Here is a 17,393-nt window from a genome sequence, read left to right as displayed (position 1 = left end):
ATGGCGCTAATTCGAGGAAGAATGGAATAGCGCCAAAACATAATTTTTATTTGAATTCACTTATCGTCCTAATACAGAATTAAATTTTTTGCCGTTTAGCAAACATTGACATTTAAAGGAAAAATATCAGTGGATATAACACCATTTCTTGATAGGCCTGAATCAGTAAAGGGCTGGATAGATAAATGTATTTCTAATCGAGGTCTCGGATATTGGCTTGTTTATGAGGACACTTCACAGAATGATGATATTCAACTCACGACAACTTTATTACCGATAGTGGGTAGTACCAATAACTTTTCGGATCAAGAATTTGATGAGTTTGAAAATAGCCTGTTTAAAAGTGGCTATTGTTACTTCTTGAATATGGATCAAATCGAAGATGTCATTGACAACTACACAATGCAAAAAGCGCAATGGACAGATAGCGAATTACTTGAAGCTATTCTTTTTTATTTTGAGCGAGACGCGTTTATTTGCCTCTAAAGCGTTAATGAGTGATAGGTAAGGTGACGCATGAGCATTACGGAATGGAATAAAGCTTCGATTTATAATGTTGCATCGTCATAATTGTTTAACGCTAGCCGGTATAGTTGACACAATCAACTAATCTCGATATTGTTGATACAGTCAACTATATCGAGAGCCTTCTATGCCTTCATTGTCACTCAGTGAAACCTTGCACAGATTAGTGCAAGCCTACAAAAAGCAATTGCGTAGTGATATTGCTGCACAAAAGATTGATTTACCTGTCACTCATATCCGTGCCTTGAAGGGGGTTTGTCGTAATCCTGAATCGACGGCCCAGTCTATCGCCCTGCGTATGCAGCGGGATAAAGCACAAATTACCCGTGTTCTTAATGAGCTACAGCAGAGTGGGTTGATCACTAAAATCGATAACCCTAAGGATGGCCGCAGTCAGTTGCTGCGACCCACGGCTGAGGGGGAAAAGATCATGACTCAGATCAATGCCTCAGAACGTAAAACCGTGGCGCGCATGACGCAGGCGCTCAGTTCAGACGAAGTCGATACTTTTATTAAACTTGCCAATAGGATCAGTAAAAGTGTGGATGATGCCGCTGCCGCCAAAAGTGAAACTGATTGCCTTACTCAAAAAAGACCATCTAGTAAGCCAAAAGATACGGCTGGAAAAGGAGCCATTGAGTTGCGCTTAACGGCAGAAAACGCAATAGGAGAAAATCATAATGAATAAACCTGCACCACGTGAGCTAGAAGTGATCCGCTCGACTTATATCACTCCGCATATGTTACGCATCACCTTAGGCGGTGCGGGATTGGCTGGGTTTCCTGCCGATCAAGAGAGTGCCTATATCAAGTTGTTATTCCCACAAGCGGGTGAGCGTCCATTAATGCGAACTTACACTATCCGTCAGCAACGCGATGATGAAATCGATGTGGATTTTGTGCTGCACGATACCGACGGCCCCGCATCGAGTTGGGCGAAAACGGCGCAGGTGGGCGAACTCATTCAAATTGGCGGACCCGGACTTAAAAAACTGATCAACTTTGAGGCGGATTGGTTTTTACTCGCAGGTGATATGACAGCCTTACCCGCCATTAGCGTGAACTTAGCGCAATTACCAAAGGATGCCGTGGGTTATGCCGTGATTGAAGTATTGAGCGAAGCCGACATTCAACCTCTCGTGCATCCTGAACATGTCGAGCTGCATTGGGTGATCAATCCTGAGGCCGATCCCGAAGGTCGCCCTTTGGTTGAGCGAATAGCCCAATTACCTTGGCTTGCTGGCGAGCCTGCCGTATGGATTGCCTGTGAATTTAATAGTATGCGCGCGTTAAGAAGACACTTTAAGCAAGCGCATGCATTGCCTAAGAGTCATTTTTATACCTCGAGCTATTGGAAAATAGGCTGTAACGAAGGTGAGCATAAGCTGGTAAAGCAAGAAGATGAGCTGTTAGAAAATGGGGCCAGTGTTTAAATTCAGATAAGGTCGCCAAGTTTGATTGAGCGACCTTATCTAACCTTCGCTTATGCCGTTTATGCTGCTGATGCACCTATTATTGATGGATCTATGCTACTGGTGAACTAGCTTGCCATTCTTCACTACATCTTTGCAGGGATTGACGCCGTAGCTGTAGGCCAACTGTGCAGGCGTGGCGATATCCCACAGACAAAAATCGGCTTGTTTGCCAACGACTAAACTGCCGACCGTGTCTTCAATTCCGAGTGCTTTGGCGGCATTTAAGGTGAGTCCAGTTAGGGCTTCTTCTGGTGTTAAGCGGAACAAGGTGCAGCCCATATTCAGCATCAACAGGGTTGAGCAAATGGGGGATGAACCTGGGTTGAAATCGCTGGCGAGCACCATAGGTACGCCGTATTGGCGCAGTAAATCGATAGGTGGTTTTTGGGTTTCCCGCAAAAAGTAAAATGCGCCCGGCAGCAGTACGGCGCAGGTGCCACTTTCACTTAAGGCTTTAACGCCTGCTTCATCTAAGTACTCGATATGATCCACAGACTTAGCGCCAAGACGTGCGGCCAGTGCGCTGCCGCCCATATTGGTTAGCTGCTCGGCGTGGAGTTTAATCTCTAAGCCCGCCGTTTTGGCTGCGCTGAGTACCCGTTCGGTTTGCTCAAGGTTAAAGGCGATATTTTCGCAGAATACATCCACTGCATCGGCAAGGTTCTCAGCGATCACTGCGGGCAGCATCTTATTGATAATTAGGTCGACATAGCCGTCGCTATTGTCTTTATACTCAGGCGGAATTGCATGGGCGCCGAGGAAGGTGGTCTTCACATCTACATGGTGATGCTTGCCGAGCTCGCGGGCGACACGCAGAATTTTCAATTCAGTTTCAGTATCTAAGCCATAACCCGATTTGATCTCAACCGTAGTCACCCCTTCTTTGGCGAGCGCGTTTAGGCGCTGGCGGCCCAGTTCAAATAATTCTGCTTCATCCGCCTCGCGGCAGGCTTTAACGGTTGAAATAATGCCGCCACCTGAGCGGGCAATTTCTTCGTAACTCGCGCCTTGTAGGCGTAACTCAAATTCATTGGCGCGATTACCGGCAAAGATTAAGTGGGTGTGGGCATCAATCAATCCTGGAGTGATCCAGCCGCCTTTGCCTCTGTAAACGGGAATGGACAACACATCGAAGGCCGGCAGTTCGCTGCGGGGGCCAAGCCAAGCAATTTTACCATCTTTTACTGCGATGGCCGCATTGGTGATCGCACCATAAGGTGCTGATATGGAAGGGTCCATTGTGGCTAAGTTAACGTCTATCCAAACTTGATCCCAAGACATGTATTCCCCTCGCTGTGCTGGCAGATGTTAACCAAGTGATTAACGGTTTATTAAATTTATGTGAGCTGGCTTGTATTTACTTGTATATACAAGCTAGGATTGTAGCCGCAATTTTGAACGTTTGAAAGAGTGAATAGTACCTAGATTCTAGCGCTCTATATTGAGGAAATGTTTTGGCTACTCCTAAGTTTGCAGAAATTAAGCAATACATTATCTCCTCTATCGAGTCGGGTGAGTGGGAAGAACATGCTCGCGTGCCTTCTGAGAATCAGCTTGCCGATTTGTTTACCTGCAGCCGAATGACGGCGCGACGTGCGCTAACCGAGCTGACGGATAGCGGTGTGCTTGAGCGTTCTCAAGGGCTAGGCACTTTCGTCGCAGGGTGTAAATCCCAGTCGTCTATGTTGGCGATCCGCAATATTGCCGATGAGATAAAAGACCGTGGCCACGGCTATAGCGTACAGCAATGGGCGTTAGAGCAAGTCGCGGCGAGTACGAGTATCGCAATTTCCCTTGGACTTGAGCACGGTGCGACAGTATTCCATTCGATCTTAGTGCATTGCGAGCAGGGCTTACCGTTGCAAGTCGAAGAGCGTTATGTGAATCCCGAGTTGGTGCCCGATTATTTATTGCAGGATTTTACCCAGCAGACACCCCACGAATATTTGTCCCAAGTGGCACCGCTGACCGAGGCGCATCACACGATTGAAGCGATTATCGCCAGTGAAGCATTACAGCAAAGGCTCGAAATCCCCGCCACTGAGCCCTGTTTACAGATTTTACGCCGCACTTGGTCACGCCAAGGCGTCGTGAGTTTCGCAAAATTAGTTCACCCAGGTAGCCGTTTTAAACTCGGCGGCCACTTAACCTTTAGCAAGTAACGTTAGGTGCAGATTTAAATCAGTAACCTTAACAGCTTTACCCTATTAGATTATTTCGACAAATAGATAGATAAAAACACAATAAAAACAATAGTGCTAACCCGTATTAGCGACTTAGCGAATACGAGTTAGCACCACAGGTTGAAAGAGGAAAATTCAATGGATAAGCGCCACGACCCAAGCCGCCGTATTATTGCACCGCATGGCACACAATTAAGCTGTAAGAGTTGGCTCACAGAAGCGCCAATGCGCATGTTAATGAATAACTTACATCCCGATGTCGCCGAGCGCCCAGAAGACTTAGTCGTCTACGGCGGTATCGGCCGCGCCGCCCGCGATTGGGATTGTTATGACAAAATTATCGAAATCTTACAACGCCTCGAAGACGACGAAACCTTATTAGTGCAATCGGGCAAACCTGTGGGCGTATTTCGCACCCATGCTGATGCACCGCGCGTGCTGATTGCTAACTCAAACCTAGTGCCACATTGGGCGAACTGGGAACATTTCAACGAGTTAGACAAGCTAGGTTTAGCCATGTACGGTCAGATGACGGCTGGTTCTTGGATCTATATCGGCACTCAAGGCATAGTCCAAGGCACTTACGAGACCTTTGTGTCGGTCGCAAAACAGCACTTTGAGGGTGTCTCCAAAGGCAAATGGATCCTCACTGGCGGGCTAGGTGGCATGGGCGGCGCGCAAACGCTGGCGGGCACTATGGCTGGCTTCTCGGTGTTAGCCTGTGAAGTCGACGAGACCCGCATCGATTTCCGCCTGCGTACTCGTTATGTTGACAAAAAAGCCACTTCGCTCGATGAAGCATTAGCCATGATTGAAGCGGCGAACCAAGCTGGTAAGCCAGTATCAGTGGGCTTATTAGCGAATGCCGCCGATGTGTTTGCTGAATTAGTTAAACGCGGCGTTACCCCAGATGTGGTGACCGACCAAACCTCTGCACACGACCCATTAAACGGTTATCTGCCGCAGGGGTGGACTATGGCTGAGGTTGCGGCCATGCGTAAAACTGATGAAGCGGGCGTAGTGAAAGCGGCGAAAGCCTCGATGGCGGTGCAAGTACAAGCCATGCTCGACCTGCAAACCGCGGGTGCAGCCACGCTCGATTACGGTAACAACATTCGCCAAATGGCGTTTGAAATGGGTGTTGAAAATGCCTTCGATTTCCCAGGTTTTGTACCTGCTTATATTCGCCCACTGTTCTGTGAAGGCATTGGCCCGTTCCGCTGGGTGGCGTTATCTGGCGATCCCGAAGATATCTACAAAACCGACGCTAAAGTCAAAGAACTGATCCCAGATAATCCACACCTGCACAATTGGTTAGACATGGCGCGCGAGCGTATCGCCTTCCAAGGTCTGCCAGCGCGTATTTGCTGGGTTGGCTTAAAAGATCGCGCTCGCTTGGCGTTAGCTTTCAACGAAATGGTCAAAAATGGCGAGTTGTCGGCGCCCGTGGTAATTGGTCGCGACCACTTAGATTCTGGCTCTGTTGCCAGCCCGAACCGCGAAACCGAATCTATGCTGGACGGCTCAGATGCAGTATCCGATTGGCCATTGCTGAACGCGCTACTCAACACCGCCAGCGGTGCAACTTGGGTATCTTTGCACCACGGCGGCGGCGTCGGCATGGGCTTTAGCCAACATTCGGGTGTGGTCATTGTGTGTGACGGCACAGATGCGGCGGCAAAACGGGTTGGCCGTGTACTGTGGAATGACCCCGCGACAGGCGTGATGCGCCATGCCGATGCGGGCTACGAGATTGCGAAAAACTGCGCCAAGGAGCAGGGCCTCGATTTACCTATGCAAGACTAGCCGATGCTAACGACTCAATAACAATAATAACTAAAAGCTTGGAGCTAAAAATATGAAATCTGTGAATCACTTAGTGTTAACGCCGGGCAGCTTGAGCCTAGCGCAATTGCGCGAAATCAGCCGTCATAAGTTGACACTGGAACTCGCACCTGAGGCCATTACTGATATCAACACCAGTGCGCAAATCGTGCAGAAAGTGTTGGATGAAGGCCGTACCGTTTATGGCATCAACACGGGCTTTGGCTTGTTGGCCAATACCAAGATAGCGCCCGAAGATCTGCAATTGCTGCAACGTTCTATCGTGTTGTCACATGCCGCTGGCACGGGGCAATACATGCAAGATGCCACAGTGCGCTTGATGATGGTGTTAAAAATCAACTCGTTAAGCCGTGGTTTTTCAGGCATTCGTTTAGAAGTGATTAACTTCTTAATCAGCTTAGTGAACGCCGAAGTTTATCCCTGCGTGCCAGAAAAAGGTTCAGTCGGCGCCTCGGGTGACTTAGCGCCACTGGCGCACATGTGTTTGCCTATGCTGGGTGAAGGCGAAATGAGCTATCGAGGCGAGTTAATTTCTGCTGCCGAAGGTTTAGAAATCGCTGGTCTCAAGCCAATCGATTTAGCGGCCAAAGAAGGGCTGGCTTTGCTTAACGGCACACAAGCGTCGACTGCGCTGGCGCTGGAAGGGTTGTTCCATGCCGAAGACTTGTTCGCAGCAAGTTCAGTGATCGGTGCCATGAGCGTCGAAGCCGCTATGGGCAGCCGTAGCCCGTTTGATCCTCGCATCCATGCGGCGCGTGGTCAGAAAGGTCAAATCGATTCGGCCATGGTCTTCCGTCATCTACTGGGTGAAGAGTCTGAGATAAGCTTAAGTCATGCTAACTGTGAAAAGGTGCAAGATCCTTACTCACTGCGCTGTCAGCCACAGGTGCTGGGGGCTTGCTTGACCCAAATTCGTCACGCTGCCGATGTGTTAGGCACAGAGGCCAATGGCGTAACCGATAACCCACTGGTGTTCCAAGATACAGGCGATATCATTTCTGGCGGTAACTTCCACGCCGAACCCGTGGCTATGGCGGCGGATAATCTGGCGATTGCGATTGCTGAACTGGGCTCCATTGCCGAGCGTCGTATTGCACTGCTAATCGATTCTAGCCTGTCGAAACTGCCGCCATTTTTGGTGAAAAACGGCGGCGTCAACTCAGGTTTTATGATCGCTCAAGTCACTGCGGCAGCTTTGGCGTCCGAGAACAAAACCTACGCTCATCCGGCATCAGTTGACAGCTTGCCAACATCGGCTAACCAAGAAGATCACGTCTCTATGGCGACCTTTGCTGCCCGCCGCTTGCGCGATATGAGCGAAAATACCCGTGGTGTACTGGCAATTGAATTGTTAGCGGCGGCTCAGGGTTTAGATTTCCGCGCTCCTTTAGCCCCAAGTGCTGCAGTGGCTAAGGCTAAAGCCGAATTGCGTGAAGTCGTCGCCTATTACGATAAAGACAGATACTTCGCGCCAGATATCGAAGCCGCGACAGATTTGTTGTATACAGCGAGCTTTAACACTTATTTGCCAGCAGGAACGCTAGCCAGCTTTTAGGCGTTTGTTTTAGTTTAATGGCTGAACAGGTGTTTACTCCGCGGGAATAGGCTGCACTGAGGTGCTTTTGTTATCGCGCCCAGATTTTGCACCTCAATGTGCTAAAAATAAGCGTTAAAAGGCAAAATTTAAGGTGCAGGCAGATTGCTTGTGCCTTTTTCTTTGGTTTTTATCTGCTTTTCCTCGATCTTTGTCTTTGCCATTTTGGTGTGTTTAACACCGCAGACTCTGCACTTTTTGCCCTAATCTTTACATTGTCAGTTTTTGTGGCTGTCTATCCCTCTAGAAACCGTTACCTTTGTGTTTTTATCCGCCATCATTATGCATATTTGAATGCATATAATCATTTTTAATAACCATAACCCTATGATGTGGGACAATATGGGGTTGTCATGTTGGACAAATTGTCTTTTACAGTTTATTGGTTTTTAATTCCTATTTTTGTGCTTTTATCATTGATAAATGGTCTTTGATACTTTGTTGTTAATGTTTTTTGGAGTTAAGTTCTGTGGTTGTTTATTTGAGATCTTGATCTCATGTCATTATTTGTTATCTATTTCTTCTTTGGGGATAATCTTAAATTAAGTGTGGTCTTTAGTAGGACTCACTCAATCGGTTGCCATTTTTACCACAGCAACCACTAGACTCATAACGACAAGAGTGTGAGAGGACGCAATGAACAGACGCCAGTTTTTTAGACTGTGTGCTGCCGGAGCTGCCACCTCAGCAATTTCAGCGTTGGGATTGATGTCCGAAAAGGCCTATGCGGCCGTTCGAGAATTCAAACTCATTAGCGCGAAAGAAACCCGCAATAACTGCTGCTATTGCTCAGTGGGTTGCGGATTGCTGATGTACAGCAAAGGAAGTAACGGCAAAAACGCCGAACAAAGTATTTTCCATATCGAAGGGGATGCAGACCATCCAGTCAACCGCGGGGCCTTGTGTCCTAAGGGTGCTGGTCTAGTGGATTATGTGAACAGCCCTAATCGTCTTAAATATCCTGAGTACCGTGCGCCAGGCAGTAATGAATGGACTCGTATCAGCTGGACTGAAGCTTACCAACGCATCGCCCGTCTGATGAAGAATGACCGTGATGCTAACTTGATTGAAAAGAATTCTGCTGGGATGACGGTTAACCGTTGGCTTAGCACTGGGATGATGACCTCGTCGGCGATGCCGAATGAAGGCGGCTATATCACCCAGAAATTTGCACGGGCACTGGGCCTAGTTGCAATCGATACTATTGCGCGTAACTGACACTCTCCAACGGTAGCAAGTCTTGCTCCGACATTTGGACGTGGTGCCATGACCAACCACTGGATCGATATTAAAAACTCTAATTTGATCATTATTATGGGCGGTAATGCTGCAGAGGCTCACCCTGTCGGATTCGGCTGGGTTACAGAAGCTATGCAACATAACAACGCTAAACTTTTGGTGGTCGATCCTCGCTTCACCCGTAGCGCCGCTGTGGCCGATTACTATGCGCCGATCCGCTCGGGCACAGATATCGCCTTCCTGCTCGGGGTGATCCGCTATCTTATTGAAACCAAACAAGTGAACTACGACTATGTGAAGGCTTATACCAATGCCAGTTACATAGTGCGCGAAGACTTCTCCTTTAGTGAAGGTCTGTTCAGTGGTTTCGATGAAGAAACAGATAGCTACAATAAAGAGTCTTGGTATTACGAGTTAGACGAACAGGGTTACGCGAAAATCGATCCTAGCTTCGAACATCCACGCTGTGTGTGGAACTTAATGAAGCAACATGTAGAACGCTATGACTTTGAAACAGTTAGCAATATTACCGGTACGCCGATTGCGGACTATGAGATCGTTTGCCAACAAATTGGTAGCACTCATACCCACGATAGAGCCGCGACCTTTATGTATGCCTTAGGTTGGACTCACCACAGTAAAGGGGCGCAGAACATTCGCTCTATGGCCATGGTGCAGTTGCTGCTGGGTAACATTGGGGTGTTGGGCGGTGGTGTTAACGCTCTGCGCGGACACTCGAACGTGCAAGGCGCGACCGATATGGGTTTATTGTGTCAAAGCTTGCCCGGTTACCTCAAGTTGCCGAACGAAAAAGACATTAATCTTAAAACCTATCTCCACAACTATACCCCTGTCGCTCTGCGTCCGGGTCAAACCAACTATTGGCAAAATTACCCTAAATTCTTTGTTTCGCAAATGAAGAGTTTTTGGGGCGATAACGCCACGGTTGAAAATGACTTTGGTTATGACTGGTTGCCGAAATGGGACAAGCAGTACGATTTTACTAAACACTTAGATATGGCTTTCCACGGCGAAGTGAATGGCTACATTATCCAAGGTGTTAACGCCATTAACTCTATGCCAAACCGTAATAAGGTACTCAAAGCCTTGAGTAATCTTAAGTACATGGTGGTGTTAGATGCCTTGGCAACGGAAACTGCAACCTTCTGGCAAAATGCCGATGGCTTCAATGAAGTCAATCCCGCTGAAATCATGACTGAAGTGTTCCGTTTACCTACGACATGTTTTGCCGAGGAAGAAGGTTCCATCGTCAACTCTGGCCGTTGGATGCAGTGGCATTGGAAGGGAGCTAACCCGCCGGGTGAAGCCAAGCCAGATGCTGAGATTCTCTCTGGCGTCTTAATGGCAATGCGTGAACTGTACAAACAAGAGGGCGGTAAGCTGCCTGAACCAGTGCACGCGATGAGCTGGAATTACCACAATCCTCACTCACCGCACGCTGAAGAAATCGCTCGCGAGCTTAACGGTAAGGATCTCGTGACTCAACGTCAGCTCAGTAGTTTTGCTGAACTGAAAGCCGATGGTAGTACCGCCAGCGCCTGTTGGATTTATGCGGGTTCTTGGACCGAAGAAGGCAACTTGATGGCTCGCCGTGACAACCATGATCCTTCCGGTAAAGGTGTTACTCCGGGTTGGGCATTTGCTTGGCCAGCAAACCGTCGTGTGCTGTATAACCGCGCTTCTTGCGATATCAACGGCAAACCTTGGGATCCAAAACGCACTATCGTCGAGTGGGTTGACGGTAAGTGGCACGGTATCGATGTGGGCGACTTCAATATGAAGTTAACACCACAGGAATCCGCTGGCCCCTTCATCATGCAACCCGAAGGTGTGGGTCGTTTCTTCGCCCTTAAATTATTGGCCGAAGGTCCGTTCCCTGAGCACTACGAGCCGATGGAGTCGCCTATTGGGTTGAACCCGTTACACAAGGTCACCAGTAACCCTGCGGTACGTATGTTACCGGGTGTGAAGGAAACCTTAGGCTCCCATAAGGACTTCCCTTATGTGGCAACTACGTACTGTGTAACTGAACACTTTAACTTCTGGTCTACGCATGCTCGTTTAGCTGCGATTTCTATGCCTGAAACCTTCGTCGAAATCGATGAAATGTTAGCGGCAGAAAAAGGTATCGCCAATGGGGATTGGGTCACTGTCAGCTCTAAACGCGGCAGCATTGAAACCAAAGCCTTAGTGACTAAACGGCTACAGCCGTTAAAGGTAAATGGCCAGTTAGTCCATACCGTCGGGTTACCCCGTCACGGCAGCCATAATGCACTCACTCGTAAGAGTTACTCCTGTAACGTACTCACCACGGAAGTGGGGGATGCAAATACACAGGTGCCTGAGTTCAAAGCATTTTTGGTTAACATCACTAAAGCGGAGGGGATCTGATTATGGCATCACAAGACATTATCCGCCGCTCCGGTACTTCAGCGGTGACGCCTGCGGCAAAGGGGCGTAATTCATCAGAAAAGGTCGCCAAGCTGTTCGACGCCACTAAGTGTAATGGCTGTAAAGCCTGCCAAGTGGCGTGTTCTGAGTGGAATGATTTACGGGAAGAGGTGGGCACCTTCCAAGGCAGTTACCAAAACCCTATGTCGCTATCGGGCCAATGTTGGACCCTGATGGAGTTCCATGAGGTGATGGAAAGCAACAAGCTGCGTTGGCAATTTACCCACTCGGCCTGTATGCACTGTGCTGACCCTGCCTGCTTAACGGCCTGTTCGACCTCGGGCGCGATTATCCAGCACGCCAATGGTGTGGTGGACTTCGATTCGGACAAATGTATCGGCTGCGGTTATTGTGCCAGTGCTTGTCCCTTTGATGTGCCCAAAATAGATCCTAAGGATAACAAGGCCTACAAGTGCACTATGTGCTCTGACCGTTTGGCTGTGGGATTGGAACCTTCCTGCGTTAAGTCCTGTACCACAGGGGCGCTGCGTTTTGGCACCCGTGAGGACATGTTGTTCTACTCGCAAAAACGGGTCGAAGAACTGAAGGAAAAGGGCTTTGCTAAGGCAGGACTGTATAACCCTGAGGGTGTAGGTGGCACGGGTATGATGATGATATTACACGATATCAATCAGCCCGAAAGCTACAACATGCCTGATAACCCGCAGATCCCACTGTCACTCACTCTGTGGCAGGACTGGGTCAAACCTTTAGGTACTATGGGCATTCTTGCCACTGCCGCCGTCGCTTGTCTGCATAAGATCACCGTCGGTCGCAACATAGTCGAAGAAGACCAACCGGGTTATCAACCGCCAGAGGAAGAGGCTAAGCAGGAAGAGGGGGCCGACAAATGAGCAAGCATGATAAGCAAGAAATGATAGTGCGTCACAAGCTGTTCGATCGCATCTGTCATTGGTTCATTGTGGCGGTTGGCCTAGTGACATTTCTCACTGGCTTTTCCTTCTTCTATCCGTCGTTTCAATGGCTTGGGGCGATAGCGGGCACACCGCAATTGGCGAAGTTTATTCATCCCATTGCGGGCTTGATGATGTGCTTACCTCTGATGTTGATGTTGGTGCGTTACTACAAACACAACAAATGGGAAAAGCACGACCTCGCTTGGATGCTCGCCATTAAGGATGTGATGTTCGAGAACGAGGAGAAAATCCCGCCTATCGGCCATTACAACCCTGGGCAAAAGGTATTGTTTCGCGCCTTCGTGCTGACATCTATCACTTTAACGGTGACGGGAATCATCATGTGGCAGCCTTACTTTGCGCCCTATTTCTCAGCCACTGTGGTGGGTTGGGCCATTCTGTTGCACGCCATTTGTGCGCTCATCATGTTGATTTTTGTGATGGTACATTTTTGGATGGCGACATGGGTGGAAGGGTCGGTTAAGGGCATGCTTTACGGCAAAGTCTCTAAGGCTTGGTGCCGCAAACATCACCCTGTGATGTTGGATGAACATTCGGACGTGGAGAAACATTAATGAGTCATACAGCCGAGATACCTCTGGCCCAAGGCAGCGAATCGCCGCTGGAACTTAAACCGTTAAAAGCGGCAGATCCCCAAGCTGTGTATCACAGAAGGGCGCAGCGTTTGCTGTCATTGGCCAAGGACTCGCCGCTGGCTGATTACTTTGAGCTATGTCGCCGTTTGGTCTCTATACAGGCCAGGTTAGCGCAGGAGGCTGACTTCGGTAAGCTTCTCGCTTGGGGGGAAGATGAGGCGACTCCGCTTTCTCTGTTGGGCTCAGAGGCAGATAGCTATTGGCAAGGACTGCTACAGCAACTGTTAAGTGATTTGTTGCCGCAGGTGGATGAATCCATAGCTCGGGTAGTGCGTTTGCTGATGCAGCAATCGCCCGAGCAACTGAGTTCTTGGGGGCGTTCACTACGCCAAGGGCATGTCAGTGAAGTGCCTGCCCGTTTTAGCTTATTCATCTGGGCGGCGATGGGCGTTTATTGGTCGCATTGGGCACCTATGGTCATCAAGCGGATGGAGCCGTGCAAGGTGACGCAGCAGAGTATGTGTCCCGTTTGTGGATGTCATCCGGTGGCGAGTGTGATTGTCGATCAGCCCCGAGCTGGTTTGCGCTACCTGCATTGCAGTCTGTGCGAGAGCGAATGGCATTACATTCGTGCCCATTGCACCAGTTGCGGTCAGGACAAAGAGATGACGATTTGGTCGCTAGATGATGCCAAGGCTCAAGTGCGGATCGAAAGCTGCGATGAATGTCATGGCTATACCAAGATGATGTTCGTCGAAAACTCGCCGTCTATGGATGTGGCGGCAGACGATCTCGCAACCTTGATGTTAGACAGTGAGCTAAATGCTAAGGGCTTTGGTGCAACAACACTGAACCCACTGCTACTGGCCCACGAAACCACGTAAGCCACATAGCTTAAACAAATGCGGGAGGGAGTCGGGTTGCTGATCCCTTCCTGCTTTTTATAAACCAATGGCAATAATATAAACAAAATGACACAGATGATGACCCAAGCACCTGAAACACTACAAGTTCTGTACCGAGCTTTGCCTTCAATGGATAGCCTACTTGCAGAGCCTAGTTTTGTGGTATTGCAGCAGTCCTACGGCAAAGCGGCAGTAAAGGCCGCACTGGATACCCAGTTAAAGGCGGCGCGCAGCTTAATCGGCCGTGAGCACTGTTTGCCGACATGGTGTGGCGAGCTTGCGCAATTGCACAGATGTTTGGTTGATCGACTGTCTAATGATTACAGCCACAGCTTAAAACCTGTATGGAATCTCACTGGCACCATATTGCATACCAACCTTGGCCGAGCGCAGCAGTCAGAAGCGGCAATTCGAGCCGTGACTTCTGTTATGCGCTACCCCACACCGCTGGAATTTGAGCTTGCGGCAGGTGAACGTGGTCACAGGGATAATGCAATCAGTGCTTTAATCCAGCGCTTAACGGGGGCCGAGGCTTGTTGTGTTGTGAATAACAATGCCGCAGCTGTGTTGTTGATGCTGTCAGCGGTGGCTGCGGGGAAAGAAGTCATAGTCTCCCGTGGTGAGTTGGTGGAAATTGGCGGCGCGTTTCGCATCCCTGACATTATGCGCCAAGCGGGTTGCACCTTAGTCGAGGTCGGCAGCACCAATCGGACTCACCTTAAGGATTATGAGCAGGCCATTACTGAAAATACCGCTGCGATAATGAAGGTCCACACCAGTAATTATCATATTAGTGGTTTTACTGCCGCAGTGGAGGAGGCAAGGCTGGGTCAGTTATGCCGTGAGCGTGGCATATCACTCATTTCAGATCTTGGCAGCGGTTCACTGACGGATCTGCGCCGCTTTGGCCTAAAACAAGAACCTACGCCCCAAGCCATGCTAGCCGATGGTGTCGATTTAGTCAGTTTTTCCGGCGACAAACTATTGGGTGGCCCTCAGTCTGGTTTGATCGTTGGCAAACAGTCGCTGATTAAGAAGTTACAGAGTCATCCACTAAAGCGCGCCCTGCGTTGCGATAAGCTGATCTTGGCGGCGTTAGAAGCGACATTGATCCACTATCTTAACCCTGAAACCTTAGACATTGAGCTGCCTATTATGGCGAAATTTGCCCGTAGCCAAGAGACGTTATGGCAGATTGGTCGTCGCTTACAGCAAGCTTTGGTTCCACACTTTGAACCTTGTTATCGCATTGAGTTAGTCGAGTGCCAAACACAGGTCGGCAGTGGCTCGCAGCCCGATACTTTTTTACCCTCAGTGGCGTTGTGTTTTACCGCACTCAATGGCGGCAGTTTAAGCCTATTAGAGCAACATTTTAAGCAGGCGGCACGGCCTATCATAGGTCGCATGAGTCAGGACCAACTCAGATTAGATCTGCGCGGTCTTGATAGTGAAGCCGAACTCCTCGCCGAGTTGAGTACGTTAGGTGTGCAGTTGTGATCATTGTGACTGCGGGTCATGTCGATCATGGCAAGAGTACGCTTATTCGCGCTTTGACTGGGATGAATACCGATCGTCTGCCGGAGGAAAAACGCCGCGGTATGACGATCGATCTCGGCTATGCGTTTATGCCGCTTATGGATGGTTCGCGCCTTGCTTTTATTGATGTGCCTGGGCATGAAAAATTTATCAACAACATGCTGGTGGGCGTGAGTCATGCTCGCCATGCCTTACTCGTGCTGGCCTGTGATGATGGCGTTATGCCACAAACCCGCGAACATCTGCAAATCCTAGCGCTCTTACCGCTTCACAGTTTGACCTTAGTACTGACTAAGCGGGATCTGGTTGGTAGTAGTATGGCTGAGCAGCTTGTCGCCGATGGCTTAACTTTGCTGGCCGAGTATGGCATTGAGGCCAGTGGTGTTTTTCAGGTGTCGGCAAGTGAAACTGCCGACTTAGCATCCAATGGTGTGGCCGCGCTTAAGGCGCATATTCTTGATTTAGCTGAACAGGAGTCTAAGCGGGCTGAGGATGCCAGCAGTTTTAGGATGACGCTCGATCGCGCCTTTAGTGTGAAGGGCGCAGGTTGTGTGGTTACGGGTACAGTGATCAGCGGCAATGTGTGCGTGGGTGATAGTCTTTTTAGCTCAGGGCAAAAGGCCAAACTCAGAGTGCGAGGCATACATTGTCAGGGACAAGAAGCCCAAAGGGCTGTCACGGGTACACGCGTAGCACTCAATTTAACGGGTGTCGATAACCATAGGGAGCCAGAGCGTGGCGATTGGCTGAGCAGTTTGCCTCAAGCCGAGCTCTGTAGCCGCCCTGTAGTGCATATTCGAGCCTTCGATTTTTTAGGCTGTGAGTCATTAGTGCATTGGCAAAATGTCCACTGTCACCATGGCGCCGATCATACTTTAGGTCGAGTTTCCCTGTTAAATGAAGCTGATGAAGAAGGCTTCTGTCTGGCGGAGTTGGTACTCGAAAAGCCACTACTCCTATGCCAAGACGATCGAATTGTCCTGCGACACATTGGGGGTAAACAGACTTTAGGTGCGGGGCGAGTGTTGGCGCTGAAAGTCCCTAATCGTAAGAAACGTACGCCTGAACGAGTCGCGAGATTACTGCAATTAGCACGCTTGGATAATCCTGCCCATGTGGTGGCTTTACTCGGCCAAACTCAGGCGCTAGAGCTTGATGAAATCGCGTGGCGTTGGCAATTAACCGACGAAGGGCTGGCAATGCTGTTAGCCCAAGCGGGTTTAGTCCGTTTTGGGGCATTTGCTGTAGCGACAAGTTTACTTGAGCAAGAAAAACAACAGTTTATTACTTTACTTAGCGAGTTCCATCAACAGCATCCCGACCAACTTGGACTTGGGCGTAATCGCCTGCAGCGCATGAGCCATAGCGCTTTGCCGCCCGAATTAGCCAATAAAGTGCTCGACACGCTTTGCCAAGAAGGTCGCATGGTGCTGCGTGGTGCCTTGTTGCAGCTCGCTGAACACAAAATAGTGCTAGATGCTGAGGCTCAGCATTGTTGGCAGGCGCTTGCGCCTTGGCTGGCACAGCAAACTGCCCCTGTATGGGTCACCGAAATGGGCGAATACCTTGCGCTAGAACCTGCCAAATTAAGGTTGTTGTGTTTCCAGCTGGTGCAGCAGGGGTTTATTACTGCTGTGGTGAAGGACAGATATTTGCTCAGCGAGCAAATCTGTTACTACGCCAGCTTAGTGCGTACTCATATTGCAGAACATGGCAAGCTCGAAACGGCAGAATTTAAAGACATGGTTGGGCTTGGGCGTAAGGTGAGTATTCAACTGCTTGAGTTCTTTGACAGAAGTGGTTTTACCCGTAGGAAGTATCGCAGTAATAGTCGAGAAGTTCGGGATGCCGAGTTGTTTTTTTCCCATGAGAATTGGCGGAAGAACATAGGAGTCGAACCTACCCAGGACTGCTGGCAGCCCTACCCGGATTTGAAATCCGGACGCCTCACCGGAGACGACGTTCTTCCAATAGAAGACTTAGGGATAGTAGAAAATGCGTAAGGATGATTCAAGGCGATTCTTATTTAGTTTATGGGTTTGTGATACAAGTCTTAAATTGTCATCAAACTAATTGTTTTTATTTGGTTTTATAGTTTTAAAGGGG

General features: G+C 49.2%; 12 protein-coding genes, 1 tRNA gene and 1 pseudogene. 12 read left to right on the top strand and 2 right to left on the bottom strand.

The window, feature by feature from the left end:
- Positions 1 to 129: 129 nt before the first annotated feature.
- The 3 genes from L5L94_RS16470 to L5L94_RS16460 all read left to right on the top strand — a co-directional run bounded on the left by L5L94_RS16470 (position 130) and on the right by L5L94_RS16460 (position 1,958).
- On the top strand, positions 130 to 486 hold the full coding sequence (locus L5L94_RS16470) for a hypothetical protein (protein ID WP_263164106.1): 357 nt from the start codon (positions 130 to 132) through the stop codon (positions 484 to 486).
- A 166-nt stretch (positions 487 to 652) separates the two neighbouring features.
- The gene (locus L5L94_RS16465) at positions 653 to 1,213 is read left to right on the top strand and encodes a MarR family winged helix-turn-helix transcriptional regulator (protein ID WP_263147165.1); all 561 of its coding nucleotides are present in this window, start codon (positions 653 to 655) and stop codon (positions 1,211 to 1,213) included.
- Entirely contained in the window at positions 1,206 to 1,958 is a 753-nt protein-coding gene (locus L5L94_RS16460) for a siderophore-interacting protein (protein WP_263147162.1), read from the top strand. The genes L5L94_RS16465 and L5L94_RS16460 overlap by 8 nt, the downstream gene beginning before the upstream one ends.
- A gap of 96 nt (positions 1,959 to 2,054) precedes the next feature.
- On the opposite strand, the gene hutI is transcribed toward L5L94_RS16460, so the two are convergent.
- Positions 2,055 to 3,281 carry an imidazolonepropionase gene (gene hutI, locus L5L94_RS16455; RefSeq protein ID WP_263164103.1) on the bottom strand — a complete coding sequence of 409 codons (1,227 nt, stop codon included), beginning with the start codon at positions 3,279 to 3,281 and terminating at the stop codon, positions 2,055 to 2,057.
- Between the two features lie 173 nt (positions 3,282 to 3,454).
- Between hutI and hutC the strand changes: the two genes are divergently transcribed.
- The 9 genes and pseudogenes from hutC to selB form a co-directional block, all read left to right on the top strand.
- Positions 3,455 to 4,162, top strand: coding sequence for a histidine utilization repressor (gene hutC / locus L5L94_RS16450; RefSeq protein ID WP_263164100.1), 708 nt, complete (start codon positions 3,455 to 3,457; stop codon positions 4,160 to 4,162).
- Positions 4,163 to 4,321: 159 nt separating this feature from the next.
- Entirely contained in the window at positions 4,322 to 5,989 is a 1,668-nt protein-coding gene (hutU, locus tag L5L94_RS16445; RefSeq protein WP_263164097.1) for a urocanate hydratase, read from the top strand.
- A gap of 52 nt (positions 5,990 to 6,041) precedes the next feature.
- Entirely contained in the window at positions 6,042 to 7,583 is a 1,542-nt protein-coding gene (hutH, locus tag L5L94_RS16440) for a histidine ammonia-lyase (protein WP_173242519.1), read from the top strand.
- A gap of 675 nt (positions 7,584 to 8,258) precedes the next feature.
- A complete protein-coding gene (gene fdnG, locus L5L94_RS16435) occupies positions 8,259 to 11,273 on the top strand; it encodes a formate dehydrogenase-N subunit alpha (RefSeq protein ID WP_173496974.1) in 3,015 nt (1,004 codons plus the stop codon).
- Between the two features lie 2 nt (positions 11,274 to 11,275).
- Complete coding sequence (gene fdxH, locus L5L94_RS16430) at positions 11,276 to 12,187, top strand: formate dehydrogenase subunit beta (RefSeq protein ID WP_168826883.1); 912 nt, start codon at positions 11,276 to 11,278, stop codon at positions 12,185 to 12,187.
- Positions 12,184 to 12,825 (top strand): formate dehydrogenase subunit gamma, encoded by a 642-nt coding sequence (locus L5L94_RS16425; RefSeq protein ID WP_105250947.1) that lies wholly within the window; start codon positions 12,184 to 12,186, stop codon positions 12,823 to 12,825. Before fdxH ends, L5L94_RS16425 begins: the two co-directional genes overlap by 4 nt.
- Complete coding sequence (fdhE, locus tag L5L94_RS16420) at positions 12,825 to 13,730, top strand: formate dehydrogenase accessory protein FdhE (protein ID WP_263164093.1); 906 nt, start codon at positions 12,825 to 12,827, stop codon at positions 13,728 to 13,730. Before L5L94_RS16425 ends, fdhE begins: the two co-directional genes overlap by 1 nt.
- A 96-nt stretch (positions 13,731 to 13,826) precedes the next feature.
- Positions 13,827 to 15,248 (top strand): L-seryl-tRNA(Sec) selenium transferase, encoded by a 1,422-nt coding sequence (selA, locus tag L5L94_RS16415; RefSeq protein WP_263164158.1) that lies wholly within the window; start codon positions 13,827 to 13,829, stop codon positions 15,246 to 15,248.
- A pseudogene (gene selB / locus L5L94_RS21885) lies at positions 15,245 to 17,092 on the top strand (selenocysteine-specific translation elongation factor); the annotation flags it as partial. The gene selA and the pseudogene selB, both read left to right, overlap by 4 nt.
- 69 nt (positions 17,093 to 17,161) lie before the next feature.
- Here the strand turns inward: selB and L5L94_RS16410 are convergent.
- Positions 17,162 to 17,256, bottom strand: a tRNA-Sec gene (locus L5L94_RS16410).
- Positions 17,257 to 17,393: the final 137 nt, after the last annotated feature.

The sequence above is a fragment of the Shewanella sp. SM21 genome, from assembly GCF_025654335.1.
Classification (GTDB): domain Bacteria; phylum Pseudomonadota; class Gammaproteobacteria; order Enterobacterales; family Shewanellaceae; genus Shewanella; species Shewanella oncorhynchi.
This window is presented reverse-complemented; position numbering and strand designations above follow the sequence as displayed.